Source organism: Acidovorax sp. GW821-FHT10E03 (assembly GCF_059415205.1).
The window spans coordinates 314,595-336,788 of sequence record NZ_JBWKMU010000001.1; the positions used below are offsets into that span (position 1 = coordinate 314,595).

Sequence of the window (22,194 nt, forward strand, 5' to 3'; positions counted from 1 at the left end):
GCGGTGTGGCGGGCCGGGTTCTTCATGGCCGGGGCCACCAGAGTATGGCCAGCAGGCCGGGGCCGCCGGCGCGGGCCTCCAGCCGCAGCCGGCCCCGGTGGCGTTCCGCGATCGACCGGGCGATGGCCAGGCCCAGGCCCGAGCCGCCCGCCACGGCCTGCGAGCCGCGCCGGTAGCGGTGGCCCAGGGCGTCGCGCTCTTCGGGCGGGAGGCCCGGGCCGTTGTCTTCCACGCTCAGGCTCCAGCCCAGGCTGTCGCCAGCGGCCGACACGGTGATGGTGCCTTGCTCCGGGGTGTAGGCGATGGCGTTGGCCGCCAGGTTGGTGAGCGCCTCGCGCAGCAGCCCGCTGTCCGCTACGGCGGCCAGTTCGGCCGTGGCGGTGTGGATGCCGAAGTCGATCTGCTTGGCGCGGGCCTGCGGCAGCAGTTCCAGTGCCACGGTGCGCAGCAGCAAGGCCAGGTCGCAGGGTGCGAACTCCACCGCGGCGGTGTCGCTGCGCCCCAGGGCCAGCAGCTGCTGGGTGCTGCGCGTGGCGCGCGCGATCTCGCCGCCCAGGGCTGCCAGCGTGTCCTGAAGCCGGGCCGCGTCGGGTTCGCGGCGTGCGTAGTCGATCTGCATCTGCAGCGTGGTGAGGTGTGTGCGCAGCTGGTGCGACGCATCGTCGAGGAACTGGCGCTGCTGCGCCACGAGGTCCTGCGTGCGCGCCATCTGCTGGTTGACGGCGGTGACCAGCGGGCGGATGTCCGCGGGCAGTTCGGCGCCGGCGACCGGTGTCATGTCGTCAGGTCTGCGGGCCTGCACCTCGCGGGCCAGGCGCGCCAGGGGGCGCAGCGCCAGGGCCAGCGTGGCCGCCGTGCCCAGCACCATGAGCGCCAGCACCAGGCCATCGCGCAGTGCGGCGCGGCGGACGAAGCGGCGCGTGAACTCCTGCCGCGACTGGGTGCTTTCCGCCACCTGCACCAGCACGCTGCTTGTCCCGGGGGCGGATGGCGGCCCTTCCATCGCGCGGCGGTAGGCGGCCAGGCGCACGGATTCTCCAAAGTAGGTCGCATCGTAGAAGCGCGGCACACCGGGCTCCAGCGGCCCGGGCGGCAGGGGCAGGTCGGCGTTGCCCAGCTCCACCAGTCCATCCGACGATGCCACGCGGAAATACACGTGTCCGCTGGCCGTGAGCTCGAAGAATTCCAGCATGCTGTAGGGCAGCTCGGCCGAGAGCCCGCCCGAGGCGGTGGAGATGTTGGCATCGATGGACTTGAGCGCGCCCAGCAGCGAGCGGTCGTAGGCCGCGTTGGCGGCCTCCAGCGCGTCGTGCCGGGTCATCCACAGCTCCACGCCCGTCACCACGGCCAGCAGCGGCAGCAGCAGGCACGCCAGCAGCCGCCACAGGCTGGCACGGCGCAGGCGTGCGGCCAGGCCCATGTTCAGTGCGATTCCAGTGCGTAGCCCAGGCCGCGCAGCGTGACGATGCGCACGCCGCTGCCGTCGAGCCGCTTGCGCAGGCGGTGTACGAACACTTCCACGGCCTCGGGGTGCACGTCGTCATCGTCGGAGAACACGCGCTCCAGGATCTGCTGCTTGGAGAACGGCTCGCCGCTGCGCTGCACCAGCACGCGCAGCACGGCCTGCTCGCGCGGCGACAGCGCCAGGGGTTCGCCCTGCAGCACGAATTGCCTGCGCGCGCTGTCGTACGCCAGCGGGCCACATGCCAGGCGCGGGTGGTCGGTGCCGCGCGCGCGGCGCACCAGGGCGTGCAGGCGCGCCTCCAGCTCGGCCAGCTCGAACGGCTTGGCCAGGAAGTCGTCCGCCCCGGCATTGAGCAGCCGCACGCGCTCGTCCAGCGAATCGCGCGCGGTGAGTATCAGCGTGGGCAGGCGCTGGTCGCGGTCGCGCAGGCGCTGCAGCACCGCGTGGCCGTCCAGGCCCGGCAGGCCCAGGTCCAGGACCAGTGCGTCGTAGTTGTCGTGCTGCTGCAGCGATCGGTCGGCCAGGCGGCCGTCATTCACCCATTCCACCTGGATGCCCGCGTGCTCCAGCGCGCGGCTGAGCCAGGTGCCCAGGCTGTGTTCGTCTTCGGCCAGAAGGATGCGCATGGAGGGGATGCTAATGCTGTTGTGCAGTGCCATCGCCGAGGCACGTGCGCCCGGGCCGCAGGCCTGGCGCGCCCCGCCAGCGCCACCGTGGAACTGGCTTTGCCAGACCACGGGTGGCGTCCCCCTCTGGGGGGAAGACGCGAAGCGACTCAGGGGGCTTCCTAATCCGGCTTGACCTGCGCGCGCTTGAGCACCTTCTGCCAGCGCGCCTGTTCGGAGGCGATGAACTGCGCGAACTGCGCCGGCGTGCCGCCGATGGCTTCGGCCGCATCGCCGCTCAGGCGCTTGAGCGATTCCGGCGCCTTGACGGCCTTCATGGTTTCGGCGGCCAGCTTGTCCAGGTGCTCCTGCGTGAGGCTGGCCGGGGCCAGCATGCCGTACCACTGCGTCATCTCGAAACCCGGGAAGCCCTGCTCGGCCACGGTGGGCACATCGGGCAACTGGGGCAGGCGCTGGGTCGATCCCGTGGCGATGCAGCGCACCTTGCCCGACTTGATGAAGGGCAGCATGGCGGCGGCGCCCACGGAAGCGGCGTCAAGCCGGCCCGAGAGCAGGTCGGTCATCATGGGGCCGGTGCCGCGGTAGGGCACGTGCAGCATGAAGATCTCGGCCGTCATCTTCAGGTACTCGAAGGCCAGGTGGCCGGCGCTGCCGTTGCCCGCCGAGCCGTAGCTGAGCTTGGCGGGGTTCTTCTTGGCGTAGGCGATGAATTCCTTGAGGTTCTTGGCCGGCACGTCGGGGTGCACCACGTACAGGCTGGGCACCTTGGCCAGCAGGCTCACGGGCTTGAAGTCCTTGTTGGCGTCGTAGGGCAGCTTGTCGAAGATGTACGGGTTCACGGCGAGCGTGCCGATGTGGCCCAGGATCAGCGTGTGCTGGTCGTCGGCGCGCGCCACCTCCTGCATGGCGATGTTGCCGGCCGCACCGGGCTTGTTGTCCACGAACACGCTCTGGCCCAGCGTCTTGGTCAGCTCGGCGGCGGTGGAGCGGGCGACGATCTCGGAGCTGCCGCCCGGCGCGAAGGGCACGACGAAACGCACCGACTTGGAAGGCCATGCGGCCTGTGCCGACACCGATGCGGGCAGCAGGCCGCCCAGCGCCAGGGCGCCGCCGGCACCGAGCAGGTGGCGGCGGTTGGGGTGGAGGGTGTGGGAATGGGGGGTGTCTGTAGGCATGCTTGTCTCCATGAAAGCCATCAAGGCGTGACAGCCGCCATGGTGCGCGCCGCGTGCTTTCGGAATGCTGTCAGTCGGCCTGGGGTTTTCCCGGGGGGCGCGGCCAGGGCGCCCGAGCGTCGGGTCAGGGGAGCGCGGCCACCGCGGTGCCGCTGAGCACCGCCCCCTCCAGCGTGGCGGGGTAGGGGCCGTCCACATAGTCACCGCAGGCCGAGAGCCCGGGCAGCACCTGCATGCCGGGGCGTGCAAGGCCGGGCGTGCAGGCAAAGGTGGCGCGTTTTTCCACCACCGTCTGTACGGGCGACAGGGAGCCGATGCCCAACTGCGCGGCGGCTTGCCGCAGCACCTGCTGTTCGATGTGGGTGCGCTCGCCTTCGCTGGCACTCACCACGAACGCGAGCAGGCCCTGGTTGCCGTCCAGCTGGCCACGGTCGAACACGAACTGTGCGGGGCTGTCCGGGGCGCTGCGCAGCGCCAGCATGGGCTGGGCCAGGCGCGCGTCCGCCGCGTGGGCGTAGACGGTGGTGATGGCCTCGAAGTGCAGGGCGCCGGCCAGGGCGCTCCACCGGCCGGCACTGGCCAGCCCCGCCATGCCGGCCACACCCGCCACGAGCCGGCTGGCCTCCCACGAAGGGCATGCGAGGGTCACGTGGTCGAACACCTCCGGTGCATTGTCCGTGGCGCCCGGCGCACCGGCGGCGCCGACGACCTGCCAGCGCCCGGCGTGCTGCGGCTGCAGCCGCAGCACGCGCTGGCCGGTGAGCACCTGGTGGCGGCCCTGCGCCTGCAGCCAGCGCGCCGCAGGCTCGGGAAAAAGCGCGCCCAGGTCGGCGCGCGGCAGCAGCAGGTTGGAGCCGCCGCGCCCGCTGAACAGGCTGTCTTGCAGCACGCGCAGAAACACCTGGCCGCTGGCCTGATGCGCCGGGGTGTTGAGGGCCGACACACACAGCGGGTCGATGAACTCTGCCATCAGGCGGGGCGTGAGCGGTGCGCACAGGTCGGCCACCGAGGTCGTGGGCGCGCAGCGGAACCCCCTGATCTGCCAGGCGGTGGCCGTGCGCAGCAGGGCCAGCTTGTCGCGCCAGCTCCAGCCCCTGGCGCGCGCGATGCCCAGCAAGGCATCCAGTGGGGGCGGCAGGTCGGGCAGCCGCAGTCCCTGGCCATCCGGAAACTGCAGCGTGAGCGGCAGGCGCAGCAGCGCGGTGCTGGCGTCCACCCCCACCAGGCGCATCAGGCGCAGGCTTTCGGCGTAGGCGCCGATGAGGATGTGCTGGCCGTTGTCGAGCGTGACCACCTCGCCCCCCGGCAGCGTGGCGGGCACGGCACGCGCCCGGCCGCCCACGGTGCGGGCGGCTTCGAACACCGTGACCTCGCGGCCCGCCTGGGCGTGCGCGATGGCTGCGGCCATGCCGGCCCAGCCCGCGCCGATGACGGCGACTTTCATGGATGCTGCCGCACGGCCGCTACATCCGTCCGAGCGCCTGCACCTTCCACGCCAGCCAGAACTTGCGCAGCGGCGTGAGGCGGATGCGCTGGTGCAGCACCTGGAAGTTCTCGTGCTCGATCTCGCGCAGCAGCGTGCGGTAGATGCTGGCCATCATCAGGCCGGGTTTCTGCGCGCGGCGGTCGGCATCGGGCAAAAGGGCAAACGCCTCGTCGTACAGGCGGTGCGCGCGCTCGGCCTGGAAGCGCATGAGCGCGGTGAAGCGGTCGGAGTAGGTGCGCTTGAGGATCTCGTGCGCCTTTACGTCGAACTGCTGCAGCTCGCTCACGGGCAGATAGATGCGGCCCAGCATGGCGTCCTCGCCCACGTCGCGGATGATGTTGGTGAGCTGGAAGGCCAGGCCCAGCGTGTGGGCGTACTGCGTGGTGCGCCCGTCGGTCTGGCCGAAGATGCGCGCCGTGACCTCGCCCACGATGCCGGCCACCAGGTGGCAGTAGCCCTTGAGGCCCGCGAAGTCGAGGTAGCGCGTCTGCTCCAGGTCCATCTGGCAGCCATCGATGACGGCCTGCAGGTGGCGCTGCTCGATGCCGTATTCGGCGGTGTGCGGCATCAGCGCCAGCATCACGGGGTGGGTGGGCTGGCCGGCATAGGCCTTGGCCACTTCGGCCTGCCACCAGGCCAGCTTGGTGCGCGCCACGCCGGGGTCGCTGACCTCATCGACCACGTCATCCACCTCGCGGCAGAACGCATAGAACGCCGTGATGGCCGCGCGGCGCGGCGCGGGCAGGAAGAGAAAGGCGTAATAGAAGCTGCTGCCCGAGGCCACGGCTTTTTGCTGTACGTACTGCTGCGGTGTCATGGGGCGGAATTGTCCCATGGCGCACCTCGCGCGGCGGAGATCCGCGGTTTGGCGTGCTTTTGGCCCCTGGCGCTCTTCCATCCAGCGCGAGCCGCTACTTTTTTGATAGCGATGGGGCGGCGCGGTGGCGCCTCAGCATTCGACCACGTTCACCGCCAGCCCGCCGCGCGAGGTCTCCTTGTATTTGACCTTCATGTCCGCGCCGGTCTGCATCATGGTCTTGATGACCTTGTCGAGCGAGACCACGTGCTGGCCGTCGCCGCGCAGCGCCATGCGGGCGGCGTTGATGGCCTTGATGGCGCCCATGGCGTTGCGCTCGATGCAGGGAATCTGCACCAGGCCGCCCACAGGGTCGCAGGTCATCCCGAGGTTGTGTTCCATGCCGATCTCTGCGGCGTTCTCGATCTGCTCGGGGCTGCCACCCATCACGGCGGCCAGCGCGCCGGCGGCCATGGAGCAGGCCACGCCCACCTCGCCCTGGCAGCCGACCTCGGCGCCCGAGAGCGAGGCGTTCTCCTTGTAGATGATGCCGATGGCGCCGGCGGTGAGCAGGAAGGTGGCGATGCCGTCCTCGTTCGCGCCTGGAAGAAAGTTCACGTAGTAGTGCAGCACGGCCGGTATCACGCCGGCGGCGCCGTTGGTGGGGGCGGTCACCACGCGGCCGCCGGCGGCGTTTTCCTCGTTGACGGCCATGGCATACAGGTTCACCCAGTCCAGCATGGACAGCGGGTCGCGCAGGGCGGCCTCGGGCGATCCGCTCAGGCTCTTGTGCAGTTCGGCCGCGCGGCGGCGCACCTGCATGGGGCCGGGCAGGTGGCCGGTGCTGGCGCAGCCGCGCTGCACGGCGGCCGCCATGGTTCGCCAGATCGCCATGAGCTGGCGCCGCACCTCGCCGGCGCTGCGCCAATGCTCTTCGTTGGCGGCCATGAGCTGGGCCGGTGTGAGGCCGCTGGCCTGGCATTGGGCCAGCAGCTCGGCCCCGGTGCGAAAGGGGTAGGGCAGGCCCCGGGCGTGGCCCGCGGCATCGGCCCCGCAGGTGGCTGCCAGATTGAGCACGCGCTCCCCCGCCGCATCGGTCACGAAGCCGCCACCCACCGAGTAGTACTCGCGCTGGGCAATTTCCCGGCCCTGTGCGTCAAAGGCATGCAGGCACAGCCCGTTGGGGTGCAGCGGCAGGCTCCTGCGCCTGAACAGCAGATGGTCTTTTTCCACAAAGGCAATGGCGCGCTCGCCCAGCAGGGCCAGCGACTGGCGGCCGCGGATCTCGGCAATGGCGGGGGCGATGCGGTCCGGGTCGATGTGGTCGGGCTCGTACCCGGCCAGGCCCAGCAGCACGGCCTTGTCGGTGCCGTGGCCCACGCCCGTGGCCGACAGCGACCCGAACAGCTCCACCGTGACACCGTGCACGGCGGCCAGCCCCACGCCATCCCGCAGGTGGCAGGCAAACTGCCGCGCCGCGATCATGGGCCCCACGGTGTGGGAGCTGGACGGGCCGATGCCGATCTTGAAGAGGTCGAAAACGCTGACGGACATGGTGTGTGGCATACCGGGTAGGTTTTGGGGATGCGTGGAACCCCTGGGGCCCTGGTCCATGGAAAGCAGCGATGGCGCGGGTGGCGCCATCGCTGTTCTCGAGGCAACAGCATCTTTCGCACTGCCGGTACTCTTGGTGCCCGCAGTGGGCGCGAGGCTAACCGTGCAGGCGCCGGCCGGCACACGCGTAATCCCTGATGAGCGGGAGCCCCGGGTCCATCACCCTGCACGGCGTTGCACGTGCTGAACTTCAATATTGATAGCAAAATATTGAACGGGCAAAAGCGGTAGCGGCGCTTTTGCCGTATCGCTCTGGCCGCTCCCACCAGGCCGCATGGCGCGGCTTGCCACCCATGAATGTTTCTTACAGTGGGGTGGGCCGGGCCGCCACGAGTGCGAGGGACACCGTGGCCTGGGGTGTGCACGGCGAAGGATGCGGCGTGATGCGGGGGAGTGTGGGCCAGCGCGCGGCCCGTGGGCGCAGCACCGCCAGCACGGCGGTCCGGGCGGCGGGGCCGCGCACGAACACGTCGCACGACAGGATGCTCCGGGGATCGGCGCCGGCTTCGCGCAGCAGGCGCTCGGCCGCCGCGAGCACCTGCATGAACTGCCCATGGTCGTCCTGCCGCCCGCGGGGCGGTGAATCAGAGGCCATGCAGGCCACGCGGATGGAGAGCGTGGTGCGTGCATGCCATACCCCCACGCACAGGGCCCGCGCGGCGTGTCCCGCCGTCATGCGGGGCCTTCGCTGCGGAGGTGCCCCGGTTGCAGCCCGCTCCTGGACAGCGCCCTCGCGGCCTGGGAGGCGGCCCATGGCGCGAAGAACCACCGGGCGTAGCCTCTGCGCGAGGGCGCTGGCGAGGGCGGACGGCAGGGCACGGCCACCGGTGCCGTGCACACCCGGCACATAATGAGTAAATCTATCCAGTCCGCAGGTGGGTTTCGATGCATGCCGGTGATCGTACGTAGCATGCCAGCCTGTGACTATCGACAATATTTCGTCCAATCATGAATTCAGCTCATGGAAAAAGCGGTGCCGGCCTGCCGCCCGCCGGTCCGGGCGGGGGCAACGGCGCACGCCGCCTGCCGCCGCTGAACATGCTGCGTGCGTTCGAGGCGGCAGGGCGCCTGCTGAGCGTGACCCATGCGGCCCGCGAAATGAGCGTGACGCAAAGCGCCGTGAGCCACCAGATCAAGGCCCTGGAGTCCTGGCTGGGCGTGGCCCTGGTGGCGCGCGAAGGCCGTCGGCTGGCGCTCACCACTGCGGGCGCGGCGCTGTTGCCCGGGCTCACCCGCGCGCTGGATCTGATGGCGCAATCCACGGCGGGCATCGAGCGGCTCACGCGGCGCGGCACGCTGGTGGTGAATGCCACGTCCACGCTGGCCTCGCAGTGGCTGATCCCGCGGCTGGCGGGTTTTTGCGCACAGATGCCGGGGCTGGACGTGCAACTGGTCACCACGCTGGGCCACCTGGATTTCGAGCCCGCCCAGTACGACGTGTCGATCCGCTGCTTCGCCGACAGCGAACTGGCGGCGCTGCCCGCGCGCGCGGGCTGGCGGGGCGTGGCGCTGGGGCCCTTCATCCCCGACAAGCTCACCCCCGTGTGCAGCCCGGCCCTGCTGGCGGGCGATGGGGCGATGGAGTCGCCGCAGGGGCTGGCGCGGCACACCCTGCTGCACAGCCGGTCCACGCCGGTGGCCTGGCAGCGGTGGCTGGAAGAGGCGGGCGCGCCAGGCCTGCAGCCTGCGGGCGACCTGGTGTTCGACCACGCGCACCTGAGCGTGCAAGCCGCCATCCAGGGCCTGGGCGTGGCGCTGGGCAACCCCCGATTTCTGGGCGATGCGCTCGCGGGCGGCCTGCTGGTCATGCCGTTTGCCCAGCGTCTGTCGGGCGAGAAGAACTACTACTGGCTGCGGCCCGCGCGCGCGGCGGACGACCCGGTGTCGGCCGCGTTCTGCGCGTGGCTGGCGGTGGCCTAGCCGGTGAGCGCGGGCAGCCGGCGCACGCCGGTGCTCCATGGGTTCAAGGCAAGGGCGGCCGCACCGCGTTCGGGTTATGGAGCCGGCCGCCGGGCGCGCTTTGACAGATGGTCCTGCAGTATGTAAGCGGCTGCGGTGAGCAGCGTCCATGCCAGCAGGATGTCCCAGAACGCCATGAACAGCCACACCGGCGCCAGCAAGGGGCCTGCGAGTGGGATGACGTAGACCGCGAGGCGGTGCGTCCAGAACCCCGGGGCTGACATGCAGGGCGACGAGAAGGGGTCGAACGTGCCCGGCGAGCAGCCCAGGGCACCCAGTACTTCCAGCGCCACCCGGTTGCCGAGGATGGGCGTGCCAAAGGCCATGCAAAAACCGGCAAGGCCGAGCAGCAGTACCCAGAAGGCGGCGCGCGATGCCCACCGCCCGGCATCGGCGCCTGTGATGCCGGGATAGCGTGTTTTTCCCCGGTCCGGCAGAGCGGCCGTGCTTGCGGCATTGCGCGCCGCCCGGTGTGTGGCAATGAGCGCAAGCATCCACACTGCGATCAGCGCCCAGAAGTTGTGCAGCAGGACGAAGGGGTAGTCCGAAATGCCGCCGGCCGAGAGAAACGGTGCAAGCCTGAGGCCGAGGGCATTGGGCAGCCAGGCGCAGCTGCGCAGCGCGGGGTTGGCGTGCGGCTGGCACTGCAGCAGCTCCAGCAGGCGCTCTGCCATCGTGCCGCCCACCATGGCGAAGCAGAGGCAAAAGAGGATCAGCCCCCACTGGAGGGCCTTGAAGAGATGCCTGTATGGCAATGGATGTTCCCTCTCCGGTATGGCGATGGTGCGGCTGGCCGCTGTTGCCCGAGTGTGCCCCAGGCTCCGCCTGCACCGCTGTCCCTACATCCGCAGTGCGCGTGCCAGCATCACGCACCAGTCCCACGCGTGCAGCCGGGGGCGGGTGTGCAGGCTGCCGCCCTGGAGCCCGTCCACCTTGTCGAGAATGCGCAGGCCGCCTTGCACCACCAGCCGCAGCTCCCAGCCCGCACGGCCGGGCAGACGGTGGACCAGGGGGGCGCCGCTGCGCATGGTGGCGCGCGCCCAGCGCGCGCAGTTGGTGATCAGGCGGGCGTTTTCGGGTGTGCTTTGCAGCGCCAGCAGTTCGGCCTGGCCGGCGCCGTGGCCCGCGCAGTCGGCGCGCGGCAGGTAGTGGCGTCCTCGGGGGATGTCCACGCTCAGGTCCTGCCAGAAGTTGATCAGCTGCAGCGCGGTGCAGATGGCATCGCTCTCCTGCAGCGCCTTGGCATCCGTCACGCCATACAGATGCAGCAGCAGGCGGCCCACCGGGTTGGCCGAGCGGCGGCAATAGTCCAGCAGCTCGCTGCGGTCGGCGTAGCCCTCGGCGTCGCGGGTTTTCTCCACGTCCTGCACGAAGGCGCTGAGCAGGTCCTGCAGCAGCGGCAGGGGCAGCTGGTGGCTGCGCAGCACCCCTTGCAGGGGCAGGAAGACGCCGGCCCAGCGGGGCGACGGGGGCCGGCCCTGGGCGATGGCTTGCAGATCGGCGTGGTATGCGGCCAGGTCCGCCAGGCGGCTGGCGGCCGGGGCATCGCCTTCGTCCGCGATGTCGTCGGCGGTGCGGGCAAAGCCGTAGATGGCTGCGATGGGCTGGCGCAGGCGCGGCGGGCACAGCAGCGATGCCACGGGGAAATTCTCGTAGTGGGTCACGGGCGGCGCGGCCACCGGGGTGGCCGGCGGCGGCGTGGGGGCGGTTGGAGAAGGGGGGCTGGATCGGTCGTTCACACCCGGGATTGTCGCTTGACAAGGCGGGAGGCTTCTCATAGATTACTAACCGGTCAGTCAGTAATCAAAATAATCTTCGACAGGGACAAGGAGGCTGGCCCGTGCCTGCGTTTGCCCGCAGCTCCTTGCGGCCCTTTTTTACTCACCGGATTTTCCATGCGCACACCTTCCGCTTCGCGGCCCTTTCAACGGCATTCCAGGTACCTGCTGGTGCTGGCCACGGCGGCCCTGCTGGCCGCCTGTTCGCGCCCCGCTCCGCCCGAGGAGCCCGTGCGCTCCGTGAAGCTGCTGACGGTGGGCGTGGGCGCGCTGCAATCGAGCCTGGAGTATTCGGGCGAGGTGCGGGCGCGCGTGGAATCGCGCCTGGGTTTCCGCGTGGCCGGCAAGATCGTGCAGCGCCAGGCCGAACTGGGCCAGCATGTGCGGGCCGGCCAGGTGCTGGCGCAGCTGGACCCCAAGGACTACCAGCTGGCTGCCGACGCCGCGCGCGCGCAACTCGCATCGGCGACCACGCAGCGCGATCTGGCGGCCGCCGACTACAAGCGCTACCAGGCCCTGAAGGACCAGAACTTCATCAGCGGCGCCGAGCTCGAGCGCCGCGATGCCACGCTCAAGGCTGCGCAGGCCACGCTGGACCAGGCCCGCGCGCAGCTGTCGTCGCAGGGCAATCAGGCGGCCTATACCACGCTGGTGGCCGACGTGTCGGGCGTGGTGACGGGCATCGATGCCGAACCGGGCCAGGTGGTGTCGGCGGGCACGCCCGTGGTGCGCATCGCGCAGGACGGCCCCCGCGACGTGGTGTTCGCGGTGCCGGAAGACAAGGTGGCGCAGATTGCCCAAGGCTCCGAGGTGGCGGTGCGCGGCTGGTCGGGCGGCGCCCCCCTGGCGGGGCGCGTGCGCGAAGTCGCGGCCAGTGCCGACGCCGCCACCCGCACCTACCAGGTGAAGGTGGCCATCGACAGCGCCGACGCGCCCGCGCTGGGCTCCACGGTGTATGTGACGCCCAAGGCGTTGAGCCACGCTGGCATCCAGGCGATCAAGCTGCCCACCAGTGCGTTGCGCCAGGAGGGCCAGTCCACGGCCGTGTGGGTGTACGACGCGGCCAGCAGCACCGTGAAGTCGCAGGTGGTGCAGATCGCCACGGCCGATGGCAACGAGGCCGTGGTGGCCGCGGGCCTCACGCCCGGCATGCAGGTGGTGGCCACGGGCGTGCACGTGCTCTCACCCGGGCAGAAGGTGCTGGTTTATCAGCCAAAAGTGGCCTCGGCGCCCGCCGGTAAAGCGCAAACAGCTATAAATTCAGTAGCAAATCCTGCCGCCACTGCTGTGGCGCCCGCGGCTTCCACTGCCAACTGAGGCCGGCCATGACGCAAGTACAACCCAAAGAGGGGTTCAACCTCTCCAAGTGGGCGCTCGACCATCCCGCCCTCACGCGCTACCTGATGGTGGTGCTGATGCTGCTGGGCTTCGCGGCCTACTTCCAGCTCGGGCAGGACGAAGACCCGCCGTTCACCTTCCGTGCCATGGTGGTGCGCACCTACTGGCCCGGCGCCACGGCGCAGCAGGTGGCCGAGCAGGTCACCGACAAGATCGAGCGCACCCTGCAGGAAGTGCCCTATGCGGACAAGATCCGCAGCTACTCCAAGCCGGGCGAGTCGCAGATCATCTTCCAGATCAAGGACTCCTCCAAGGGCAGCGAGGTGGCCAACGTCTGGTACAGCGTGCGCAAGAAGGTGGGCGACATGCGCTACACCCTGCCGCAGGGCATCCAGGGGCCGTTCTTCAACGACGACTTCGGTGATGTGTACGGCGTGATCTACGCGCTGGAGTCCGAGGGCTTCAGCTATGCCGAACTCAAACAGTTCGCCGACGACGCGCGCCAGCAGCTGCTGCGCGTGCCTGACGTGGCCAAGGTCGAACTCTTCGGCGTGCAGGACGAGAAGCTCTTCATCGAAATCTCGCAAAAGCGCCTGTCGCAGCTGGGCCTGGACATGAACCAGGTGCTGGCCCAGCTGGGCCAGCAGAATGCGGTGGAAAGCGCGGGCGCCATCCAGACGCCGCAGGACCAGGTGCAGGTGCGCGTGCAAGGGCAGTTCAATGCCGTCGAAGACCTGGGCGCCATGCCGATCCGCGGGCCGTCGGGCGCGCAGCTGCGTCTCTCGGACATCGCCGAGGTCAAGCGCGGCTATGTGGACCCGGCCTCCGTGAAGGTGCGCCACCAGGGGCAGGAAGTGATCGCGCTCGGGGTGTCCATGGCCAAGGGCGGGGACATCATCGCGCTGGGCAAGGCACTGCACACGGCCACCGACCGCATTGGCAGCACCCTCCCGGCGGGCGTCAGGCTCGTCAACGTGCAGGACCAGCCCAAGGCCGTGGCGACCTCGGTGAACGAGTTCGTCAAGGTGCTGATCGAGGCGGTGGTCATCGTGCTGGCGGTGAGCTTCATCGCGCTGGGTTTCCACAGGCGCCCCGGCAAGAATCCGCTGTGGAAGCGCTGGTACATCGACCCGCGCCCCGGCCTGGTCGTGGGCATCACCATCCCGATGGTGCTGGCCGTGACCTTCCTGGCCATGTGGTACTGGGGCATCGGCCTGCACAAGATTTCGCTGGGCTCGCTCATCATCGCGCTGGGCCTGCTGGTGGACGACGCGATCATCGCGGTCGAGATGATGGTGCTCAAGCTCGAGGAGGGCTACGACAAGGTGCGTGCCGCCACCTTCGCCTACGAGATCACGGCCATGCCCATGCTCACGGGCACGCTGATCACGGCGGCGGGTTTCCTGCCCATCGGCCTGGCCAAGTCCACCACGGGCGAATACACGTTCGCGATCTTTGCCGTGACGGTGATCGCGCTGGTGCTCAGCTGGATCGTGTCGGTGTACTTCGTGCCATACCTGGGCACGCTGCTGCTCAAGGTGCCGCCCCACGTGCTGGCCGCGCAGGCCAGCCAAGGCATCACGGACGATCCCCACGAGGTGTTTGACAGTCCGTTCTACCGCACCTTCCGCCGCCTGGTGGACTGGTGCGTGCAGCACCGCTGGCTCACCATCGGCGCCACGGTGCTCACCTTCGCGCTGGGCATCGCCGGCATGGGCAAGGTGCAGCAGCAGTTCTTCCCGGATTCGAGCCGCCCGGAGATCCTGGTGGACATCTGGTTCCCCGAGGGCACCTCGTTCGCGGGCAACGAAGAAGTCACCAAGCGGGTGGAGCAGCGCCTGCTCTCCGAGCCTGGGGTCAGCTCCGTGAGCACCTGGGTGGGGTCGGGCGTGCCGCGCTTTTACCTGCCGCTGGACCAGGTGTTCCCGCAAAGCAATGTGTCGCAGTTCATCGTGCTGCCGCAGGACCTGAAGGTGCGCGAATCGCTGCGCGTGAAATTGCCGGCGCTGCTGGCGCAGGAGTTTCCGGAGGTGCGCGGCCGGGTGAAGCTGCTGCCCAACGGGCCGCCCGTGCCGTACCCCGTGCAGTTCCGCGTGGTGGGCCCCGATCCGCTGGTGCTGCGTGAGCGCGCGGACGAGGTGAAAGCCCAGCTGCGCCAGAACCCCGACATGCGCGGCGTGAACGACAACTGGAACGAGTCCGTGAAGGTGCTGCGCCTGGAAGTGGACCAGGCCAAGGCGCGCGCCCTGGGCGTGACCAGCCAGTCCATCGCACAGGCCTCCAAGACCATCCTGTCGGGCACGCAGGTGGGCCAGTTCCGCGAGGGCGACAAGCTCATCGACATCCTGCTGCGCCAGCCGCAGGAGGAGCGCAACGCGATCACCGACATCGCCAATGCCTATCTGCCCACGGCGTCGGGCAAGTCGATTCCGCTCACGCAGATCGCCAAGCCGGTGTTCACCTGGGAGCCGGGCGTGATGTGGCGCGAGAACCGCGACTACGCCATCACGGTGCAGGGCGATGTGACCGAGGGCCTGCAGGGCGCCACGGTGACGGCGGCGTTGCTGCCTGCCCTCAAGGAGATCGAGGCGAAGTGGCGTGCCGCGGGGCAGGCCGGCTACCGCATCGAGGTGGCGGGTGCCGTGGAGGAAAGCTCCAAGGGCTCGGCATCGATCGCGGCGGGCATTCCGGTCATGCTGTTCATCACCTTCACCTTGCTCATGCTGCAACTGCACAGCTTCAGCCGCGCGATGCTGGTGTTCCTGACCGGGCCGCTCGGGCTGGCGGGCGTGGCGGCGGCCTTGCTGCTGCTCAACCGCCCCTTCGGCTTCGTGGCGCTGCTCGGCGTGATCGCGCTCATGGGCATGATCCAGCGCAACTCGGTGATCCTGATCGACCAGATCGAGCAGGACCGCGCGCGGGGCGTGCCGGCGTGGGATGCGATCGTCGAATCCGCCGTGCGCCGCCTGCGCCCCATCGTGCTCACAGCCGCGGCCGCGGTGCTGGCCATGATCCCGCTGTCGCGCAGCGTGTTCTGGGGGCCGATGGCCGTGGCCATCATGGGCGGGCTGGTGGTGGCCACCGTGCTCACGCTGCTGGCGCTGCCCGCGATGTATGCTGCCTGGTTCCGTGTCAAAAGGCCGGCGCCGGAGGTCCTTGGAGGGGTTTGATTCCCACCCTGCCCGCATCAGGGTAAAATAGAAGGTTGACCGATTTCACACAGGCGGCAGTTCGTGCCGCCTGTTTGTTTGTTGTAGAACCGCGCGGGTGGCGAAATTGGTAGACGCACCAGGTTTAGGTCCTGACGCCAGCAATGGTGTGGGGGTTCGAGTCCCCCCCCGCGCACCACCCATGTGAGACTTTGCGGAACACGGCGCCGCTGCGCTGCAGCCAGCACGATCCACATTCATAAGAGGAATAGCCATGGCCGTTACTGTTGAAACCCTTGAGAAGCTCGAGCGCAAGATCACGCTGAGCGTGCCCGTCACCCTGATCCAGTCCGAAGTCGACACGCGCTTGAAGCGCCTGGCCCGCACGGTCAAGATGGACGGTTTCCGTCCCGGCAAGGTGCCCATGAACGTGGTGGCCCAGCGCTACGGCTACTCGGTGCAGTACGAAGTGCTCAACGACAAGGTCGGTGAAGCCTTCGCCGTGGCCGCCAACGAAGCCAACCTGCGTGTCGCCGGCCAGCCCCGCATCTCCGAGAAGGACGGCGCTCCCGAGGGCCAGATGACCTTCGACGCCATCTTCGAAGTGTTCCCCGAAGTCAAGATCGCCGATCTGGCGGACGCGGAAGTCGAAAAGCTGTCGGCCGAAGTGACCGATGCGGCCATCGACAAGACCATCGACATCCTGCGCAAGCAGCGCCGCAGCTTTGCGCAGCGCGCGCTCGAAGCCGCCGCGCAAGACGGCGACCGCGTGACGGTCGACTTCGAAGGCAAGATCGACGGCGAGCCCTTTGAAGGCGGCAAGGCCGAAGACTTCCAGTTCCTGGTCGGCGAAGGCCAGATGCTCAAGGAGTTCGAGGAAGCCGTGCGCGGCATGAAATCGGGCGAAAGCAAGACCTTCCCCCTGGCATTCCCTGCGGAATACCACGGCAAGGACGTGGCCGGCAAGACGGCGGACTTCCTCGTCACGGTCAAGAAGATCGAAGCGGCCCACCTGCCCGAAGTGAATGACGCCCTGGCCAAGTCGCTGGGCATCGCCGATGGTTCCGTGGAAGGCCTGCGCGCCGACATCAAGAAGAACCTGGAGCGCGAAGTCAAGTTCCGCCTGCTGGCCCGCAACAAGCAGGCCGTGATGGACGCTCTCGTGTCCAAGGCCGAACTGGACCTGCCCAATTCCAGCGTGCAGGCTGAAATCGCCCGCCTGCTCGAAGGCGCCCGTGCAGAACTCAAGCAGCGCGGCATCAAGGACGCCGACAAGGCCGAAATCCCTGAAGACGTGTTCCGTCCCCAGGCAGAGCGCCGCGTGCGCCTGGGCCTGGTGCTGGCCGAACTGGTGCGTGCCAACGAACTGCAGGCCAAGCCCGAGCAGCTCAAGGCCCACATCGATGAGCTGGCCGCCAGCTACGAGAAGCCCGAGGACGTGGTGCGCTGGTACTTCGGTGACCGCCAGCGCCTGGCGGAAGTCGAAGCGGTCGTGATCGAGAACAATGTGACCGAATTCGTGCTGGGCAAGGCCAAAGTGGTCGAAAAGTCCGTGTCGTTCGACGAACTGATGGCCCAGCAGGGCTGATAGGCCTGGCCGGGCGGCTTGTCGGTTACCGAACTGCCCGGTTGTTGCCGACACATACAGGGGCTTGTGCTTTCGTGCACAAGCCCCAATTCATTTCTGGGTACAGTACCTGCTTGTCTGGAGAAAACATGAGCGCATTGGAAACACAAGGCCTGGGCATGGTCCCCATGGTCATCGAGCAGTCGGGCCGTGGCGAACGGTCCTATGACATCTACTCGCGCCTGCTCAAGGAGCGTGTGATTTTTCTGGTGGGGCCGGTCAATGACCAGACCGCCAATCTCGTGGTGGCGCAGCTGCTGTTCCTGGAGAGCGAAAACCCCGACAAGGACATTTCGTTCTACATCAACTCCCCGGGCGGTTCGGTGAGCGCCGGCATGGCGATCTTCGACACCATGAATTTCGTCAAGCCCGATGTGTCGACCCTGTGCACGGGCATGGCGGCCAGCATGGGTGCCTTCCTGCTGGCGGCGGGCGCCAAGGGCAAGCGCTTTGCGCTGCCCAACTCTAAAGTCATGATCCACCAGCCGCTGGGCGGCATGCAGGGCCAGGCGACCGAGATCGAGATCCATGCGCGCGAGATCCTCAAGACGCGCGAGCAACTGAACAAGATCCTGGCCGAGCGTACGGGCCAGCCGCTGGAGAAGATCCAGCGCGACACCGAGCGCGACTATTTCCTGTCGGCCGACGAGTCCAAGGAATACGGCCTGGTCGACCAGGTGATCAGCAAGCGCTCCTGATAGCCACAGGGTCGCGCGGCGGCGTTTTCCCTGAGGGAAGACGCCGTTTTTTATTTGGTTATCATCCCGACAACTTTCCGTAACAAGCAAGGCATTGCCCCCATGGCCGAGAAAAAAGGCTCTTCCAGCGAAAAAACCCTTTACTGCTCTTTTTGCGGCAAGAGCCAGCATGAAGTGAAGAAGCTGATCGCTGGCCCGTCGGTCTTTATCTGCGACGAGTGCATTGACCTGTGCAACGAGATCATCCGCGATGAGCTCCCGGCCGGTGACCTGGCGCGCGAAGGCCGCGCCGATCTGCCCACGCCGGTGGAGATCAAGACCAATCTCGACAACTACGTGATTGGCCAGGATGTGGCCAAGCGCACGCTGGCGGTCGCGGTGTACAACCACTACAAGCGCCTGCGCCACAAGGACAAGGCCCACAAGGACGAGGTGGAGCTGTCCAAGAGCAACATCCTGCTGATCGGGCCCACAGGTTCCGGCAAGACGCTGCTGGCGCAGACCCTGGCTCGCATGCTGGATGTGCCCTTCGTGATGGCCGACGCCACCACGCTGACGGAAGCCGGCTACGTGGGCGAGGATGTGGAGAACATCGTCCAGAAGCTGCTGCAAAGCTGTAACTACGAGGTGGAGCGCGCGCAGCGCGGCATCGTCTACATCGACGAGATCGACAAGATCTCGCGCAAGTCGGACAACCCCAGCATCACGCGCGACGTGTCGGGCGAGGGCGTGCAGCAGGCGCTGCTCAAGCTCATCGAAGGCACGATGGCCAGCGTGCCGCCCCAGGGCGGGCGCAAGCACCCGAACCAGGACTTCCTGCAGATCGACACGACCAACATCCTGTTCATCTGCGGGGGCGCGTTCGCGGGCCTGGAGAAGGTCATCGAGAACCGCACCGAAGCATCCGGCATCGGCTTCGGCGCATCGGTCAAGAGCAAGAAGCAGCGTTCGCTGACCGAGGTGTTCACCGAGATCGAGCCGGAAGACCTGATCAAGTTCGGCCTGATCCCCGAGCTGGTGGGCCGCATGCCCGTGGTGACGGCCCTGGCCGAGCTGAGCGAGGACGCGCTGGTGCAGATCCTGACCGAGCCGAAGAATGCGCTGGTCAAGCAGTACAGCAAGCTCCTGGCCATGGAAGGCGTGGATCTGGAGATCCGCCCCGCCGCGCTGAAGGCCATTGCCCGCAAGGCGCTGGCCAGAAAAACTGGCGCGCGCGGCCTGCGCTCCATCCTGGAGCAATCGCTGATCGGAACGATGTTCGACCTGCCCAACACCAGCAATGTCGAAAAGGTGGTGGTGGATGAGTCCACCATCGAAGAAAACAAGCCGCCGCTGCTCGTTTACCGCGAAGCGGCCAAAAAGGCCTGAAATGCCCGGAGCGGGCGCCTTGTTGCCGCCCCTTGAACCATCAACCCTGGCGGCAGTGCGGCTGCGCGCCAGGGTTGAAAATCCCCACATGTGGACCAACTTCCACAGAGCACTTTGAGGATTTCCATGTCCGGACACACCCCCCTGCCAGCCACCCCCATTGACCTGCCGCTGTTGCCCCTGCGCGACGTGGTGGTGTTTCCCCATATGGTCATCCCGCTGTTCGTGGGCCGTCCCAAGAGCATCAAGGCGCTCGAGATGGCCATGGAGGCGGATCGCCGCATCATGCTGGTCGCTCAGAAGGCCGCGGCCAAGGATGAGCCTTCCGTGTCGGACATGTTCGACGTGGGCTGCGTCTCCACCATCCTGCAGATGCTCAAGCTGCCCGATGGCACGGTCAAGGTGCTGGTCGAAGGCCAGCAGCGTGCCATGGTGGCCTCCATCGAGGATGCCGAAACCCATTTCACGGCCACCGTGACGCCGGTCGAAGCCACGCCCGAGGCCAACAAGCCGAGCGAAATCGAAGCCCTGCGCCGTGCGGTGATGCAGCAGTTCGACCAGTACGTCAAACTCAACAAGAAGATTCCGCCAGAGATCCTGACCTCGATCTCCAGCATCGACGACCCCGGCCGCCTGGCCGATACCATTGCGGCCCACCTGCCGCTCAAACTCGAAAACAAGCAGGTCGTGCTGGATCTCGCCGACGTGAAGGCGCGGCTGGAAAACCTGTTCGAGCAGCTTGACCGCGAAGTCGACATCCTGAACGTCGACAAGAAGATCCGTGGGCGCGTGAAGCGCCAGATGGAGAAGAACCAGCGCGACTTCTATCTCAACGAGCAGGTCAAGGCGATCCAGAAGGAACTGGGCGAAGGCGACGAAGGCGCGGACATCGAGGAGATCGAGAAAAAGATCAAGCTCGCCAAGATGCCCGCCGAGGCGCGCAAGAAGGCCGACGCCGAACTGAAGAAACTCAAGCTCATGTCGCCCATGTCGGCCGAGGCCACCGTGGTGCGCAACTACATCGACGTGCTCACGGCGCTCCCCTGGAGTAAGAAGACCAAGATCAAGCACGACCTGGTCAATGCCGAGGGCGTGCTCAACGAAGACCATTTCGGCCTGGACAAGGTCAAGGACCGCATCCTTGAATACCTCGCGGTGCAGCAGCGCGTGGACAAGGTGAAGGCGCCCATCCTGTGTCTGGTGGGACCTCCTGGCGTGGGCAAGACCTCCCTGGGCCAGTCCATCGCCAAGGCCACCGGCCGCAAGTACGTGCGCATGGCCCTGGGTGGCATGCGCGACGAGGCCGAGATCCGCGGGCACCGCCGCACCTACATCGGCGCGCTGCCGGGCAAGGTGCTGCAGAGCCTCTCGAAGGTGGGCACGCGCAATCCGCTGTTCCTGCTCGACGAGATCGACAAGCTCGGTACCGACTTCCGGGGCGACCCCTCGAGCGCGCTGCTGGAGGTGCTGGACCCCGAGCAGAACCACACCTTCGGCGACCACTACGTCGAGGTGGACTTCGACCTCTCCGACGTGATGTTCGTCGCCACGTCGAACTCGATGAACATCCCGCCGGCCCTGCTCGACCGCATGGAAGTGATCCGCCTGTCGGGTTACACCGAGGACGAGAAGACCAGCATCGCCATGAAGTACCTGCTGCCCAAGCAGCTCAAGAACAATGGCGTGAAAGACGAGGAGCTCGAGATCACCGAGCCCGCCGTGCGCGACATGGTGCGCTACTACACGCGGGAGGCCGGCGTGCGGTCGCTCGAGCGCGAGCTGTCCAAGATCTGCCGCAAGGTGGTCAAGGGCCTGCAGCTCAAGAAGCTCGAGCCGAATGTCATCGTCACCGCCGACAACCTGCCCGACTTCCTGGGCGTGCGCAAGTACACCTACGGCCGTGCCGAGGCGCAGAACCAGGTGGGCCAGGTGGTCGGCCTGGCATGGACCGAGGTGGGTGGCGACCTGCTGACCATCGAGGCCGCGGCCATGCCCGGCAAGGGCGTGATCACGCGCACCGGTTCGCTGGGCGATGTGATGAAGGAATCGGTCGAGGCTGCCCGCACGGTGGTGCGAAGCCGCTCGCGCATCCTGGGCATCAAGGATGAGACCTTCGAGAAGCGCGACATCCACATCCACGTGCCGGACGGCGCGACGCCCAAGGACGGTCCGAGTGCGGGTGCCGCGATGACCACCGCGTTCGTTTCGGCGCTCACGGGCATTCCCGTGCGTGGCGACGTCGCGATGACGGGCGAGATCACGCTGCGTGGCGAGGTCACGGCCATCGGAGGGCTCAAGGAAAAGCTGCTGGCGGCCCTGCGTGGCGGCATCAAGACGGTGCTGATCCCCGAAGAGAACGTCAAGGACCTGGCCGAGATCCCGGACAACGTGAAGAGCGGCCTGGAGATCGTGCCCGTGCGCTGGATCGACAAGGTGCTCGAGATCGCGCTGGAAACCAAACCCGTGCCCCTGACGGACGAGGAGGTGGCCGTGGTGGCCGCTGCTGCGGCGGAGAAGAGCGCGGGCTCGGCCGCTGCCACGGATGGCTTGAAGCATTGAAGAAAAAGTTTTTGGGATGCTTCAAAAAATGCGCTACAATTCATTCCATCGCAGCAAACGTTGTACAATGTGAGGCTTCGGTAAAATGCGGGAATAGCTCAGTTGGTAGAGCGCAACCTTGCCAAGGTTGAGGTCGAGAGTTCGAGACTCTTTTCCCGCTCCAATTTCCACAAAAAGGGAAGCAATTGCTTCCCTTTTTTGTCAGAGGAATGTGAATTCCTGGCGCGGTAGCAAAGCGGTTATGCCCCGGATTGCAAATCCGGTTAGTCCGGTTCGACTCCGGACCGCGCCTCCAGATACGGTTTGTGCCGTCGATGCGGCACAGGATCCTGCGGGATCTTTGCATCGACCGGATCGTGGAGGATGGATGGTGGTCAGTTGGTTGATTTTTTGGTTTGCAATCGAATAGAGCCAAAAAATAGCGATATAATTTGAGGCTTGCTGATTCATGCAGATGGAAAAATCGGCTGCAGTAGGCAAAATGCGGGAATAGCTCAGTTGGTAGAGCGCAACCTTGCCAAGGTTGAGGTCGAGAGTTCGAGACTCTTTTCCCGCT

16 protein-coding genes and 4 tRNA genes are annotated in these 22,194 nt (G+C 67.3%); 11 read left to right on the top strand and 9 right to left on the bottom strand.

The features are described from left to right. Positions 1-22: 22 nt before the first annotated feature. From AC07OD_RS01490 to AC07OD_RS01520, 7 genes are all read right to left on the bottom strand, one after another. Complete coding sequence (locus AC07OD_RS01490; protein ID WP_492246062.1) at positions 23-1,420, bottom strand: sensor histidine kinase; 1,398 nt, start codon at positions 1,418-1,420, stop codon at positions 23-25. Between the two features lie 2 nt (positions 1,421-1,422). Further along, the gene (locus AC07OD_RS01495) at positions 1,423-2,091 is read right to left on the bottom strand and encodes a response regulator (protein ID WP_218294094.1); all 669 of its coding nucleotides are present in this window, start codon (positions 2,089-2,091) and stop codon (positions 1,423-1,425) included. A gap of 161 nt (positions 2,092-2,252) precedes the next feature. Beyond that, complete coding sequence (locus tag AC07OD_RS01500; protein ID WP_218294095.1) at positions 2,253-3,266, bottom strand: Bug family tripartite tricarboxylate transporter substrate binding protein; 1,014 nt, start codon at positions 3,264-3,266, stop codon at positions 2,253-2,255. A gap of 124 nt (positions 3,267-3,390) precedes the next feature. Next, on the bottom strand, positions 3,391-4,710 hold the full coding sequence (hpnE, locus tag AC07OD_RS01505; RefSeq protein WP_494594755.1) for a hydroxysqualene dehydroxylase HpnE: 1,320 nt from the start codon (positions 4,708-4,710) through the stop codon (positions 3,391-3,393). Positions 4,711-4,729: 19 nt separating this feature from the next. Then, positions 4,730-5,569 (bottom strand): presqualene diphosphate synthase HpnD, encoded by an 840-nt coding sequence (gene hpnD / locus AC07OD_RS01510; RefSeq protein WP_218340771.1) that lies wholly within the window; start codon positions 5,567-5,569, stop codon positions 4,730-4,732. 132 nt (positions 5,570-5,701) lie between these two features. After that, positions 5,702-7,102, bottom strand: a complete 1,401-nt coding sequence (locus AC07OD_RS01515; RefSeq protein ID WP_218294098.1) for an L-serine ammonia-lyase — start codon at positions 7,100-7,102, stop codon at positions 5,702-5,704. 364 nt (positions 7,103-7,466) lie between these two features. Next, positions 7,467-7,838 carry a RidA family protein gene (locus AC07OD_RS01520; RefSeq protein WP_494594758.1) on the bottom strand — a complete coding sequence of 124 codons (372 nt, stop codon included), beginning with the start codon at positions 7,836-7,838 and terminating at the stop codon, positions 7,467-7,469. A 272-nt stretch (positions 7,839-8,110) separates the two neighbouring features. Between AC07OD_RS01520 and AC07OD_RS01525 the strand changes: the two genes are divergently transcribed. Further along, positions 8,111-9,082 (top strand): LysR substrate-binding domain-containing protein, encoded by a 972-nt coding sequence (locus tag AC07OD_RS01525; RefSeq protein WP_494594760.1) that lies wholly within the window; start codon positions 8,111-8,113, stop codon positions 9,080-9,082. Between the two features lie 74 nt (positions 9,083-9,156). Here the strand turns inward: AC07OD_RS01525 and AC07OD_RS01530 are convergent, their stop codons facing one another. Continuing rightward, the gene (locus tag AC07OD_RS01530) at positions 9,157-9,876 is read right to left on the bottom strand and encodes a hypothetical protein (protein WP_494594762.1); all 720 of its coding nucleotides are present in this window, start codon (positions 9,874-9,876) and stop codon (positions 9,157-9,159) included. An 84-nt stretch (positions 9,877-9,960) separates the two neighbouring features. Then, positions 9,961-10,899: a squalene synthase HpnC gene (gene hpnC / locus AC07OD_RS01535; RefSeq protein ID WP_369642160.1), complete on the bottom strand. Its 939-nt coding sequence runs from the start codon at positions 10,897-10,899 to the stop codon at positions 9,961-9,963. Positions 10,900-11,016: 117 nt separating this feature from the next. Between hpnC and AC07OD_RS01540 the strand changes: the two genes are divergently transcribed. The 10 genes from AC07OD_RS01540 (at position 11,017) to AC07OD_RS01585 (ending at position 22,194) form a co-directional block, all read left to right on the top strand. Further along, positions 11,017-12,216, top strand: coding sequence for an efflux RND transporter periplasmic adaptor subunit (locus AC07OD_RS01540; protein ID WP_218340776.1), 1,200 nt, complete (start codon positions 11,017-11,019; stop codon positions 12,214-12,216). 8 nt (positions 12,217-12,224) lie between these two features. Beyond that, positions 12,225-15,407: an efflux RND transporter permease subunit gene (locus AC07OD_RS01545; protein ID WP_218340777.1), complete on the top strand. Its 3,183-nt coding sequence runs from the start codon at positions 12,225-12,227 to the stop codon at positions 15,405-15,407. A gap of 91 nt (positions 15,408-15,498) precedes the next feature. After that, positions 15,499-15,585, top strand: a tRNA-Leu gene (locus AC07OD_RS01550). 75 nt (positions 15,586-15,660) lie between these two features. Next, on the top strand, positions 15,661-16,974 hold the full coding sequence (gene tig / locus AC07OD_RS01555; RefSeq protein ID WP_218294103.1) for a trigger factor: 1,314 nt from the start codon (positions 15,661-15,663) through the stop codon (positions 16,972-16,974). A 128-nt stretch (positions 16,975-17,102) separates the two neighbouring features. Then, positions 17,103-17,711 carry an ATP-dependent Clp endopeptidase proteolytic subunit ClpP gene (gene clpP / locus AC07OD_RS01560; RefSeq protein ID WP_304505098.1) on the top strand — a complete coding sequence of 203 codons (609 nt, stop codon included), beginning with the start codon at positions 17,103-17,105 and terminating at the stop codon, positions 17,709-17,711. A gap of 102 nt (positions 17,712-17,813) precedes the next feature. Next, positions 17,814-19,079: an ATP-dependent Clp protease ATP-binding subunit ClpX gene (clpX, locus tag AC07OD_RS01565; protein WP_218294104.1), complete on the top strand. Its 1,266-nt coding sequence runs from the start codon at positions 17,814-17,816 to the stop codon at positions 19,077-19,079. Positions 19,080-19,205: 126 nt separating this feature from the next. After that, positions 19,206-21,638: an endopeptidase La gene (gene lon, locus AC07OD_RS01570; protein WP_494594766.1), complete on the top strand. Its 2,433-nt coding sequence runs from the start codon at positions 19,206-19,208 to the stop codon at positions 21,636-21,638. A gap of 87 nt (positions 21,639-21,725) precedes the next feature. Beyond that, a tRNA-Gly gene (locus AC07OD_RS01575) sits at positions 21,726-21,801 on the top strand. 58 nt (positions 21,802-21,859) lie between these two features. Beyond that, positions 21,860-21,933: transfer RNA gene (locus AC07OD_RS01580), tRNA-Cys, on the top strand. Between the two features lie 188 nt (positions 21,934-22,121). Beyond that, positions 22,122-22,194 (top strand) — tRNA-Gly (locus AC07OD_RS01585).